Annotated in this window: 9 protein-coding genes; all 9 read right to left on the minus strand. The window is 38.3% G+C overall.

The features are described from left to right. Nucleotides 1–191: 191 nt before the first annotated feature. The 9 genes from DWX23_RS21555 to DWX23_RS25035 all read right to left on the minus strand — a co-directional run bounded on the left by DWX23_RS21555 (nt 192) and on the right by DWX23_RS25035 (nt 13324). Nucleotides 192–4772, minus strand: coding sequence for a hypothetical protein (locus DWX23_RS21555; RefSeq protein ID WP_122376003.1), 4581 nt, complete (start codon nt 4770–4772; stop codon nt 192–194). 184 nt (nt 4773–4956) lie between these two features. Continuing rightward, on the minus strand, nt 4957–5727 hold the full coding sequence (locus DWX23_RS21560; protein WP_122376004.1) for a LytTR family DNA-binding domain-containing protein: 771 nt from the start codon (nt 5725–5727) through the stop codon (nt 4957–4959). After that, the gene (locus DWX23_RS21565; protein WP_122376005.1) at nt 5724–7772 is read right to left on the minus strand and encodes a histidine kinase; all 2049 of its coding nucleotides are present in this window, start codon (nt 7770–7772) and stop codon (nt 5724–5726) included. The genes DWX23_RS21560 and DWX23_RS21565 overlap by 4 nt, the downstream gene beginning before the upstream one ends. Before the next feature lie 199 nt (nt 7773–7971). After that, entirely contained in the window at nt 7972–9360 is a 1389-nt protein-coding gene (gene glmM, locus DWX23_RS21570; RefSeq protein ID WP_122356605.1) for a phosphoglucosamine mutase, read from the minus strand. A 12-nt stretch (nt 9361–9372) separates the two neighbouring features. After that, nucleotides 9373–9957, minus strand: a complete 585-nt coding sequence (locus tag DWX23_RS21575) for a DUF4827 family protein (RefSeq protein WP_122376040.1) — start codon at nt 9955–9957, stop codon at nt 9373–9375. Nucleotides 9958–10012: 55 nt separating this feature from the next. Continuing rightward, complete coding sequence (locus DWX23_RS21580; protein WP_122356607.1) at nt 10013–11062, minus strand: bifunctional oligoribonuclease/PAP phosphatase NrnA; 1050 nt, start codon at nt 11060–11062, stop codon at nt 10013–10015. Between the two features lie 44 nt (nt 11063–11106). After that, the gene (locus DWX23_RS21585) at nt 11107–12381 is read right to left on the minus strand and encodes a ComEC/Rec2 family competence protein (RefSeq protein ID WP_122376041.1); all 1275 of its coding nucleotides are present in this window, start codon (nt 12379–12381) and stop codon (nt 11107–11109) included. 40 nt (nt 12382–12421) lie between these two features. After that, a complete protein-coding gene (gene rpe / locus DWX23_RS21590; RefSeq protein ID WP_122356609.1) occupies nt 12422–13072 on the minus strand; it encodes a ribulose-phosphate 3-epimerase in 651 nt (216 codons plus the stop codon). Nucleotides 13073–13147: 75 nt separating this feature from the next. Then, nucleotides 13148–13324, minus strand: a complete 177-nt coding sequence (locus DWX23_RS25035) for a hypothetical protein (RefSeq protein ID WP_187576650.1) — start codon at nt 13322–13324, stop codon at nt 13148–13150. Between the last annotated feature and the right edge of the window lie 55 nt (nt 13325–13379).

Consider the following 13379-nt stretch of genomic DNA (forward strand, 5'->3'; position numbering starts at 1 on the left):
AACTCAATAATTTAATTTATCTGCTCTACACAATCAGATTTATTTGATACATTGTTTCTATACAGACATTTAATAAAGACCAGTAACCGTTCACCTCCACTTATTAAACATACTTTTTTCTGTTTAAATAGATGATCTCAAGGTGAACGATTCACTAGCCAAATCGTATACAAATACGTATTTACTTATGCTTATTTACTAAAAAACACTTTCTGGCTACCACTGAAATAATCAATAATGTAACTGCCACTAACCTCCGGATGATAAAGCACAGTTTCACCGTTATAAACAGCATGTTTCAATACCCTTCCGGAAAAATCATAGATAGTGTAATGTGTGCCATACTGCAGACCTTTTACTACAATTCCCCCATCTACAATAGAAATTTGTACATCATCATTAGTTATACTTTCGTTTGCAGTCGGATTATTTTCATTAAGTACGACAAACGTGCCCAATTTATCAGTACTAAATGTCAATGTATTCTCATTTTGATCATATGTTGGTATAATTCGGGTCACATTACCTTCACATTCATTCAGAATGTAATAATTAGATGTGCCCAAAGCTCTCAACTGTTCACTCACAATCAACCGATTAGGCAAATAAACCCGTAAAGTAACCTTAGTTGGTAATGAATAAAGAACTTTCGTTGTCAAGGCAGCTCCACTTGCATTTTTAGTTACGATAGTAATTAACTCTTCTAATGAACCGATAACATCATCTCCGTTTCCTTTGGCCTTATCAACAGCACCGCTTAATGGATCCGGTAAATTATTTTCCGGAACCGGGTTAGCTTTCGGTTTCATATCCATTGGGGGATTTCCTCCGCCTAAACGATCAATGAGAGAGTCCAAATCGCTGATACCTCCATCAGGAACCGGATCTTTACCTGGAATAAAGCCTGAACCTATGGTATCAATAGGAGTCACGTTTACCGATTTTGGAATAAATGAAGCAGTAATCAGTACATTAGCTGGTGGCATTTTAAAGGTATAAACGTTCTCTTCATTTGTTGAGGTCAGTTTATTTACTTCATTATAACGTAACATTTCTGTATAAAGCTTCTTACCAGAGATAGGTTTCACCGTCACCGTCACTAACTCATTTTCTTTGGCCGTCGTTTTATCAACAGACAATATTCCATCTTTATACTTTTCAACTTTAACATTAAACAGCTTATTTACAGCATCCAGATTAGTCAATACTATATTATTCCCACTTAAAGAGAAACTATAGGTGTTAGCATATCGATATGTAAACTGTTTTACATCGGCTTCAGTCAATTTATAATTACCGGTTCCGCTTGCTACGATCGTTCCTGAAGGCATGTTAGTTTTCATATAACCAATCGTAATTTTATTCTTCAGAACAGATGAAACCAAAATCTTACCTTCGCCGTTTAATATAATAACTTCCTCTATCTTAGCATCTCCCCCTAATGTAAAAGGTTTAGTTACATACAAACCATACCGGTTACCGCTATTATTACCAATGGAGCCGCCAGATAAGTTCATCGAACCGTAAGTCATTTCTATAGCGGCCATAATATATCGTCCACTATTATTATTTCCAGTAACTGAACCTCCTATCATAGAGAAATTTCCTGCTCCGCTCACCCAAATGATATCCCCACCATCACTTGTATTACCGGAGATAGAACCTGCTTTAAATGTTAAAGAACCATGAGCTATGGAAACAACAGCATCACTACCTCCCCTAGCCAGTGCATTTGTTAAAGTTGCTCCTTCCAATAACTCACAACTTCCGCCATTCATTTCGATCAAGGTGCAATAACCTGTTGTATTTTTCTTATTACCGTCTAATGTGATTTTGGTTAATCCAAGATAACCTGAACCAACATCGAACATACGTAAATCAGCACTAGCTGTATTCTTTAAGGTTCCCCCTGTCAGCTTCACATATTTATTCCTGATTAAAATAGAGCGATAAATCAATATTTCTTTGGCTATAGTAATTGTTGTCGGAGCATCTACAGTTCCTTTGGATGCATCGATAGCAGCCTGAAGTTTTTCTTGGGTATCAATATCAGAAGATGACTCTTTCTTTACTAAAACAACCGTATTATCAACTAATTTCACAATCCAGTTCTTTGCTAAAGCTGAAGTTAAAACAAATCTCTTCAAATCAGACTCAGTAAGAGTATAACCGGAGCCTTTAGCCAAAACAAATCCTTCCTTCACAAACGTTGAGACCACATTGATATTTACATCTGCAACAAGAGATGATTGAATAGCCAAATAGTTAGTACCAGATTCCGATAAATAATAAACCTGATCACTTAATGTCCTATTATTCTTTATATAGACAGTCCCTTTACTGGATAACCCTAAAGCACAAGTATTTTGAGAGAAACTCACATCATCAATATTTATTGTTCCACCACATAGAATAGCAATACCTGAATTACCAATAATCTCACATGTTTTCAGTGTAGCCTGCCCCAAAGATGAAACAATTGAGTACACAGCGTTATCTATTGTCGATTTATTATCTATAATATTTCCACCGGTATAAGTCCACTTACTTGTTGGGGCCAAATAAATTACAGGACACTTATTACCTGTATTGTTACGAATAGTACCTCCATCCATAACAAAACTGCCTGCTATTTCTAATGTAAGCCAATCCGTACCGCTTTGTGCACTTTGCAGAATAGCCTGATGATGCATAATAAATGAAGAAGAAACATCAACTCGAGCAAACGAACAAAAACTTCCAAACTTACCATCTAAGGTGATTTTTTCTAATATCAAAGATCCCCCATCTGTCACATCAAACATACGACAGTAATTCCCGGTAGTAGCTCCCGCAGTCAAAGTTTCTCCAGTCAGCTTAATATGTTTCTTTTTAATTAAAATTGTTTTTGTAATAGCAAACGACTTATTGATTGTTATTAATGTAGGATTATCAATAGATCCAACCGAAGCTGCATCAATAGCAGCCTGAAGTCCGTCTACATCCGTAATTTCACCACTACTACCGGATTTCTTAATTATTATAGTATTATCCGATAAAACCAAAATATAACCGTCCGGTAACTTGATTTTCTTTAAATCATCTTCAGTGATCTGATAGCCGGAATATCCTCTGGCTAATACAAAATTATCTGGGATAGTCCAATTTGCATTAAATTGTATGGTAAGAGTAAAAAGTAATCTTCGTTTTATGTAAATTACACTCTCATTCTGAATTTGAATAGCATCACTAATAAACTGATCCGGAGTGTTTTTATCTATAACAAAGTCACCTGTAGCTAAACGAAGATTTCCTCCTGTGTTTTGATAAATCATTCCCCCATTAAACACAAAATTCACTTTGCTGGAATAACCGAACAATCCTACAATATAATAATCACTTCCTACATTATTGAATATCTCACCACCATTCATTATGAAACTTCCGTCATAAATACTAACAACACTGGCCATAGATAAACCACCACAGAAGTAGTTCTTAGTAATTTGTCCGCCGTTCATAATAAATTCTCCTTTAAATATCCAAACAGCAGAAACATCACCAGTTAGACCTGCTCCAGTAAATATAGCCCCTTCATTCATAATTACTGTTCCACCTTGCACATTAACGAGACAAGACATATGATATGGCATAGCAGGACCTGTATTCCCTCCATCAACAATAATTTTCTGAAAAATTAATTGACCGGAATAGATTTTAAACAAAGTAGCCGGATCTGTTGTAATGCCATTTGAAATAGTACCACCTGTCAGAATAACATATTTATTAGTTATTTCAATAGTTTTGGTCAATGTTATATCACCTTTAATTTCTATTACTGTGGGATTATTTGCTGTGCCTGACGCTTTATTAATCGCATCCTGTAGTTCTTCCTGTGTAGTTATTTCCCCCGTTCCCGAAGATGGTTTAGATAATATAACCTGATTGTTTTCCAATTTAAAAACCAAGTCCGGGTGTTGAGTACTTTTATGAATCATCTTTGTAAGATCATTTTCTGTCAAGCGATAATTACCTGATCCGACAGCTACAATGTCGCCTTCGTCCATTATGGTTTCAATTGTAATTTCATATTTTAGAGAAGATGTTAATTTCAGAGGAGAGCTCTGATCTACAAATAGAGTTGCATCTGTTCCATTAAGAGTAACATTTGATGAATTCAGAGAAACAGAACCAGGACTGCCTACATAAACAGAACCGGAAGCTTCATTCTTTACTATTTGTCCACTGTTCAAATTCGCTATGCCAAAATTAGCTATTACATGATTTCCACTACCCGAATTTCCAGTTATTGTTCCTCCATTTAAATTAAAAAGTCCATAATTCAGGAGACATAATGCATGCTCTATTCCTTTATTATTTTTGAAAACTCCATCTTTCTCTAGAGACAATATCCCCTCTTTCTCGATTTGGATCAATGGCATATTTTGAGCATCAATATTTGCTCCATCAATCGTGTTTTCAATCGCAATATTTCCACCGGCTTTTACTGTTAGAAGAATACCGGTATAACCTTCGGCCCGAATTAAGGGACCGCCATGCATTCTAAATGAACCAGCATTCACTAGTACATTTTTATCAACGAGTATTCCATTTGCAGTAATAGGTAAATCTGTTACTGCATCACTTCTTAATCGAGGTGATGATAATACTTTCTGTAATTGTTCCATAGATTTAATCTCTATGGGTTTTGTTATTTGGGCCATCATCGGCAAAAGACCGATTAAACTTAACCACATCATAACAGCTAGTTTACGAGTGTACCTTTTTTTCATATTCCATGTAATTTTAGTAAATTATCTGCCCCATACAATCAGATGCATTTTATGCATAGTTTACAGACAAATGTATTTAATAAAGAGACACTCAAATTTCGGAAATATGCTAACAACGATTATCTAACAGATCACTGTGATAAGCGATACCATTTCATTCATAAATACACTAATTTTAATAAATTCACAGTATATCCAGCACCTCTCTTAGTCTTCTGTAATACCTCTGCGACACAGTCAAATCAATATCGGTAAACGGTGGATATAATCCACACTTCAGTGTTACATTCTCTATCGTACACAAATAATTAAGATTTACGATACAATCCTGATTGATCTGTACGAATGAAGAATTAATACCTAACAGATCTTTTGCAGTAGTACTCATGCGGAGTTTATAAAGTTTACGGTCGGGAACAAGCATCATTTGCCAACATCGTTGTTCTTTCAAGTATAGGAAAAGAAGAATATCTTCACATTTTACCAGAACTAATCCAGAAATTGTCTGGACAGCTAACTTGGTATTACATAATAACATTCTACGCAAAGACTGCTCAATATTCACTTTATCGCTTTGGGCAATATGAAAACGATACCGGGCTATCAAAGCATCCAGTTCATTCAATTTATACGGTTTCAACAAATAATCAAAAGCAGAAGCGCGAATGGCATCCAAAAGATATTTATCATAAGCTGTATAAAAAACAATACGCATATCCGAATGGATATCAGATTGTATCCGGCTTAATAGTTCAAGGCCGGACATTCCAGGCATTTCGACATCAATAAAAAGCAGGTCCGGTTGTAAACGAACTATTTCGCGGGCTGCATTATCAGGAGATGTACATGTTGCTACAACACGTATCTCCGGGAAACGTGATAAATCACTTTCCAAAGATTTAAGACAAGACTGTTCATCGTCAACAATGATAGTAATAATTTCATTCGTATTCATAAAATAAAGTTGTAATTTAGTGGAACAATTAACAAGACACAGGTTCCGTGCCCTTTTTCAGAAACTGAATGCAGATTTCGAATTGAAAATTGCATTTTACGGATATTACGAGTATTCAATAAATCAATCGTACGATACAAGATTTTTAACCCTTGGCCGGTACTTCTCTCATCCCTGGCATGTGCACCGGGATGGTAACCAATGCCGTTGTCTTCTATCGATACATGAAGTTCCTCATTTTCAACAGAGATAGATATCATGATGCACGGATTCAAAGATTCTGTATTAAAAGCATATTTCACTGCATTCTCAACCGGTATCTGGATAGACATTGAAGGGACTAACGTATCCATAGATACGCCGGAGGAGACGCTCCACTCCACCCGGATACGTTCCGGATCCCCCAGCATTTTCAACTTCAGATAGTTCTTTACAAAACTTACTTCTTTTTCTAATGGAACCGCCAGTTGTTCAGAAGAAAGCAAGTCGCCTCTCAATACATCGATCAGCAAATTTACCGGTTCGGAAAGTTCTTCATAACGGCGGAAGATAGGCATAACCGAGTTCAGTACATTAAATATATAATGAGGAGCAATACGATTTCTGACAACCGCCATACGCAATTGGGTGATAGTAGCTATTTGCTGTTTATAACGAAGCTCTTTCTTCCGACGGATATAAAGCAGCGCACATATCATTAATAAAACAACAATAATTAATCCTAGTCCGGCAATCCATGCAAGCCACATCCATTGCTGTGCCTTAGCTTCAGTTTGCGTAATCATGATATCTTTCTTCAAAAGAGTCGTATCCTGCCGATAACGAAATTCGGTCTCACGAATACTATTCTCAATCTTCATATTCCGCAAAGAATCGCCACAAAGGTTCGCCTGATTCCTATAATAATACGCTTGGACAAAATCTTTCTTTTTACGGTATAACTCTTCCAACCGCTTGTTATGATAATATTGGTACTGGAGATCCGTATGAAGCGTATCATAAGGTTGATTCAATCGCCGCGCAGCTTCCTGCAAATCATTTTCCTGCAAAGCTAAAGATGCAAACAATCCATCCATATAAAACTTTATGCCGGATTGCTGCAATGCGGATTCCCCGAAAAAGGCAACAGAACGTTCCAGATAATAGCGGGCGGAATCCGGCTGCTCCTTCAACAAATATATTTCACCGATATTCCCTTCTACTATACCCCGATAAATAGGTTGAGGAAAGTTTGCTACAATCACATTTGCCCGCTGGAACCAAACTAATGCATTATCATATTCTTTGGTTACATAATAATAGTTACCTCTGGAATTAGCAAAATAGTACTTTTCATAATCGCTTCCTTTATCCCAATATTGTTCTGCCTTCCGAAAATAAGAATCAGATAACGAATAGTTCTCCAGTTCCTGATACAATTTTGCCAATCCGGAATAAATAGGATAATTCATCTTATCACCAACACCTAAAGAATCAGAAAGAAACAATGCTTTACGGTAATGATAACCGGCCCAGCCATAATCACCCTGATGCTGATAACAATCAGCCAGATTAATATAGACATTTATCGCAGGTAAACGTTCAAAATCGTTTACCTGCGATAATGCTTCTGAAGCATTATGCAAACACACAATGGCAGAGTCCCATTGATTCATATCCTGAAAGAAAACACCCCGGCTATTATAGGCATCTGCCGATAATTTCAGCAGACGACCATCTTTTTCCGGTTGTTTTTCAACAAAATGTAAGACCCGATCATTCAATAAGAATGCAGAATCAACCTGATTGCTGAAATAATAACAACGGGAGATCGTTTGATTCAGATTATAATAGTTTATGCTATCCGATACATTTTCCTGATCAGTCCTTAATTTAGAAATAACAGCTAACGGCCTTACAGCCAAAGAGTCCCTATAAAAAGAAAGCAAAGAATCGACCCTGCTCGTTTCAGCCTCCTTTACAGATGATTTTTGAAACGAACAACCCAATAATAGACTAAACAGGATAACGAATACCCCATATGGCGTTAACTGTTGTTTTTCCATACTTGCCTTCCCTTTCTAACAAAGAACATAAAATATTATGACATTTACAATCGGTTAATCCCATTTTAACGTATAAACTTTAATTATCATGATTAAACGCTACATTTAAACAGACAAACGCCAAATCCGTAAAGCATATATATACAAAAAGAGGATACTCTTTCGAATATCCTCTCCTATTTATTATATGTATTAAATTTTACTTACACATCTCATTGATAACCGCGATCAGCTCGCCGCCAATCTCTTCGGCTTCTTCCATTGTGTGAGCTTCCGAATAGATACGAATGATCGGTTCGGTATTACTCTTACGAAGGTGAACCCATTTATCCGGGAAGTCGATCTTTACACCGTCGATATCAGTGATATCGTATTGAGCGAATTTTTCCTTTACCTTGGCCAGGATGGCATCCACATCAATCTCCGGAGTAAGCTGTACTTTCTGTTTAGAGATAAAATACGGAGGATAGCTGGCACGCAGTTCACTTGTTTTCATTTTCTTCTTTGCCAGATGAGTAAGGAACAAAGCGATACCCACCAAAGCATCACGACCGTAATGGCTGGCCGGATAAATCACCCCACCGTTGCCTTCGCCGCCAATCACAGCATTTGTTGCTTTCATCTTAGTAACAACATTTACTTCACCTACGGCAGCCGCATTATATTCGCAACCATGAGCACGAGTCACATCACGCAATGCACGGCTTGAACTCAAATTGCTAACTGTATTACCCGGAGTATGACTCAATATATAATCCGCTACGGCAACCAAAGTATATTCTTCACCAAACATTTCACCGTCTTCGCAGATAATAGCCAAACGGTCTACGTCCGGATCCACAACAAAACCGACATCTGCTTTCGCATGTTTCATCAATTCTGAAATCTCCGTCAAGTTCTCAGGGATAGGTTCCGGATTATGAGAGAAGTTTCCGTGAGGAGCACAATGCAACTTAAAAATCTCCTTTACACCCAATGCGTAAAGTAAATCCGGCAATACGATACCACCTACGGAGTTTACTGCATCGATAGCTATCCGGAAATTAGCAGCCTTTATAGCTTCTACGTCCACCAAGTCAAGATTGAGTACACTCTCAATATGTTTCTGTTTATATGTATTGTCGACGATCACTTTCCCCAGATGATCGACATCTGCAAATTCAAAACTTTCGGAAGCAGCAATATCCAACACTTCAGCACCTTCGGCTGCATTCAGAAATTCACCTTTTTCGTTCAATAACTTCAAGGCATTCCATTGTTTCGGATTATGGCTGGCAGTCAAAATGATACCACCGCAAGCACCTTCCATTGCTACGGCTAATTCGGTTGTTGGTGTTGTAGCCAGATCGATATCGACCACATCAAACCCCATACCGGTAAGTGTACCCAGAACTACCTGTTTCACCATCGGCCCGGAAATACGTGCATCACGTCCTACTACGATTTTGTTTGTTGTAACTGTTGTGTTTTTTCTGATGAAGGTAGCATAAGCTGCTACAAACTTCACAATGGCCAACGGATTTAATCCGTCTTCCGGTGCTCCGCCTATTGTACCGCGAATACCGGAAATAGATTTAATTAGAGTCATAAGTATGTTAGATTATTTTTCGAATGTATATTTTACTTTTTTAAAATAAACCGGGAAATATTCACTTTGAAAATCATACCCCATTCGCTTAAACGGCACTATCAATCGAACGATAGCCCCTTCTCCCACATGATATAAAGGCGTAGCTAACCCTTCACCTACAAATTTATCAGGAAAATAGCCTACGTAATCTCCTGAATAAGAATTGGGGCCAAAAATAAATTCAGTTGGATATCCATAGATATATGAAGGCCCGTAAGTCAGGTTATTAGCCATTAAATAGGCGGTATCCGAATCCAATATTCCATACGCTTCGAATCGGCAAAAGACCTTTGTTTGTCCCAATACTGCCCGATTCCCATTACCGGAATCTATCACATTCAGATACACATCATTTTCCAACTTCACAAATTCATTTTCCTTAAAAACACCATCTGACGGATAGTTTTTAAGTACTTTAAATCCTTCACGATCAATCAACCTCTCAATCGCTTTCCTCTCATCCTTCAAGTGCTCGGTGTACGACTTTGTTTTATCGCATGACACCACCATCAAGGCAGCACACAAAATCATCAGGATATAAAAACCTCTCTTCATCTGTAATTCTTTAATGTATAAATGAGCGACAAATGTATATAATATCTGCCATATCTCAGGCAAGTTTCTCTATTTCTTCTGTTTTATTAGGATTAAATTCCTTCAATCCCTTTTCAAACGTAGCTATGGCATCTTCCAAAGAGCCAAAAAACTCTCCGCCGGAAGCATTCTTATGACCGCCTCCATTAAAATACTGGCAAGCAAACAGATTACAAGGAAAATCACCTACCGAACGAAGTGAAACTTTAATGTAATCCCTATCTTCACGGATGAATACACTAAATGTTACACCTTCGATGCTTAACGGCATATTGACAAAACCTTCCGTGTCTCCTGTCACATAATGGAAACGATCCAGCTCTTCCTTCGAAAGAGTTATCAAAGCAGCATGATGCTCCGGATAAATCTTCATCTTTTCGTATAATACATACCCCTGCATCCGTAAACGGGATTCAGAATATACCTGAAAAACCTTGCGATATATCAAGTCCTTATCGATCCCCTTCTTTATCAGTTCACTGATGATCGTATAAATTTCCGGCTTATTGGAATTATAAGTAAAAGAACCGGTATCCGTCATCATGCCAGTATAAATACATGCAGCGGCTTCCTTCGTCATCAGGTCGAACATTCCCATACGGCAGATAAAACGGAAAATCATCTCACTTGTCGATGACATTTCCGGATATGATATCGTTACCCTGCAAAAATCTGCAGGATTCAGGTGATGATCGATCATTACCTTACGTCCTTCCGAAGCAATCACAGCAGGAGCCAGCTTCTCTATACGTTTAGGTTCATTAAAATCCAGACAGAAAATAACATCTGCATCATGAATCAACTGTTCTGCGAAATCAGGATACTTTTCATGTATCACGATATCTTTCGCCCCAGGCATCCATCTATAAAACGACGGGAACTCATTAGGGACAACAACAGTTACATTATCTTTACCATAAGTAGTAAGGAAATGGTACAACCCCAAAGAAGAACCGATAGCATCACCATCAGGAGTGACATGGGTTACAATAACAAAACTTTCGCCTTTTTCGACGTATTTCTTAGCTTTCTGAATTTTCTCTTCGTGAATGATTTTTGTAATCATATATAATCTTATTTACATGGACAAAGGTAGTATTTTTTTGCGTTCTACACAGTAAAAAAACGTTCAATAAGCAAATCAAAGAATATAAATAACAATAGAAGCAAACCAACCAAAAGCATTCCCGGACGCCTGGTTTTGAGATACAACAAAAAACAGAGTATAGAACCATACCCCAGCACAGTAACCAATAAACCGATCCGGGTATAAAAAGCGACTTGTGTCACACGGCTAAAAGAATCTACGATCCAAAACAATGTATGTGTCATCTTTTCCACAAACAACTGTAACAATCCGTATCCGGGAATACCTGCTGGGAGCAATATCCAGATAAGTCCTGCCGGAATAAGAAAGGTCGCCAAAAAGGTCAACGGCAGATTAGTACAGAGAAAAACCAACGAGAATTGTCCGAAATAATACAGACAGAGCAGGGTTGTCCCCGCCTGAGCTGCCAACGTAACAGTAATCCAACCCCATGGCATTGCCACGATCGGGTTTCGCACCATAATGAGATCCTGTAAACGAGGTTGCAGAAACAAGATAGACAAGACAGCCAGATAACTCAATTGAAAACCGACATCAAATAAATATAAAGGATTAAACGCCAGCATACAGAAAGCTGCTGCAGCCAATGTATTATAGCCGTCAGTAGTACGCCTGAACACTCGCCCGGTAAGATAAAGCGTCAGCATCAAACCGGCACGGACAGCCGACGGTGCTAATCCGGTAATAACGACAAAGCACCAGAGAAGGCAAAGGGTCAACAGATATTTCAACCAGCGATAAAAAGGACTCTTCGGTAAAAAAGAAAACAACAAAGAAAGAAATCCGCAAACAACCGCCACATGAAAGCCGCTTACCGCCAACAGATGGGCAACACCTGTTAAGGAAAATCGTTTTCTCACATCACGACTCATATCTTTACGATACCCAAGCGTAATAGTTGCCAGTACCGACTTTTCTTCTTTAGACAAGTTCAACCGATCGAAAGGTTTCAATAAATATTCCTGCTTTCCTCCGGCAAATTCCATTAAGAACGAAGTGCCTGACTCTCCCCTCCCACCCTGCCAATAGGCAGTCCGCTGAATAGAAAAACTAAGCAATAATGAAAGGAAGACTACACCCCATATCCAGCGTAATTCATAATTACAGCCTGCTACATCTATGCCAGGAGCTAGCCAGGCAAACGCAATAAATACCGTCGGAATAACGATCAATAAGAATGAGATAATACTGCAATTAAATATGGATTGCAGCAAGATTCCGGTTATCCATATAAAAAGCGGCCTGACAAACGGCCGCTTTTGTATTTCTTTTATTATCATACAAAGGTTGGTTTTGGTTGGTTTGTTATGCTACTATCTACATCTCTTTCAATTCTTTTATCGTTTGTATCGGATCTGGGGAACTGAAAACAAAACTACCGGCTACCAGCACATCGGCTCCGGCTTCCAACAATCGCTTTCCGGTTTCCAGATTGACACCGCCATCTACTTCTATCAACGTATCCAACCCTCTCTCACGGATCATTTCTTTCAAACGGGCCGTTTTATTCACCGAATGCTCGATAAAACGTTGTCCGCCGAAACCCGGATTAACGGACATCAGCAAAACCATATCCAAATCCTGAATAATATCTTCCAGCAAACTGATCGGCGAATGCGGATTTAAAGTAACAGCCGCCTTCATACCAGCCTCTTTTATCGCACCGATAGTCCGATGCAGATGCGTACAGGCTTCATAATGCACATTCATCATATAAGCGCCTGCCGCAGCTACTTCCTTGACAAATTTCTGGGGTTCGACAATCATCAGATGTACATCCATCGGTTTCTTCAGGATAGGCTTGACAGCATCCAGCACCGGAAAACCGAAAGATATATTCGGAACGAAAACACCGTCCATAATATCCATGTGCAACCAGTCTGCCTCACTATTATTGATCATTTCCACCTCTTTTTGCAAGTGAAGGAAATCGGCAGCCAGCAAAGAAGGAGCAATCTTATGTTTCATAATTTCATGTCTTTTTGGCAAAGGTACAAAAAAAGAAAGAGAACACTACGTTAGTGTCCTCTTTCCTCCAATTTCTTAGTTCATCACATAACCACAAAACTCCGGTTGCAATGCAGGTTCTACATGGTAGCTCCTTGCAAACTGAGATAGGAAATCAAGCGTTTGTCTGCTTGGTGTACTTTTCTTCTCGTTCCGGTTTCTTTTAGTTTTATCCTTCAATCCATCCATACATTGTGTAGAAAATCTCTTCATAGGCAATCCCCTTTTTAATCGTTTGATAATAAAACGGGATATTTTTCTACTTATT

Origin of the sequence: Parabacteroides sp. AF18-52, assembly GCF_003479145.1 — a bacterium.
Lineage (GTDB): Bacteria > Bacteroidota > Bacteroidia > Bacteroidales > Tannerellaceae > Parabacteroides > Parabacteroides faecis.

Excerpts from the sequence above, each read along its gene's own strand:
- DWX23_RS21560 (WP_122376004.1), bottom strand. The coding sequence starts at position 5,727 with ATGAATACGAATGAAATTATTACTATCATTGTTGACGATGAACAGTCT.
- DWX23_RS25035 (WP_187576650.1), bottom strand. The coding sequence starts at position 13,324 with ATGAAGAGATTTTCTACACAATGTATGGATGGATTGAAGGATAAAACT.
- DWX23_RS21555 (WP_122376003.1), bottom strand. The coding sequence starts at position 4,772 with ATGAAAAAAAGGTACACTCGTAAACTAGCTGTTATGATGTGGTTAAGT.
- DWX23_RS21575 (WP_122376040.1), bottom strand. The coding sequence starts at position 9,957 with ATGAAGAGAGGTTTTTATATCCTGATGATTTTGTGTGCTGCCTTGATG.
- DWX23_RS21580 (WP_122356607.1), bottom strand. The coding sequence starts at position 11,062 with ATGATTACAAAAATCATTCACGAAGAGAAAATTCAGAAAGCTAAGAAA.
- glmM (WP_122356605.1), bottom strand. The coding sequence starts at position 9,360 with ATGACTCTAATTAAATCTATTTCCGGTATTCGCGGTACAATAGGCGGA.
- rpe (WP_122356609.1), bottom strand. The coding sequence starts at position 13,072 with ATGAAACATAAGATTGCTCCTTCTTTGCTGGCTGCCGATTTCCTTCAC.
- DWX23_RS21565 (WP_122376005.1), bottom strand. The coding sequence starts at position 7,772 with ATGGAAAAACAACAGTTAACGCCATATGGGGTATTCGTTATCCTGTTT.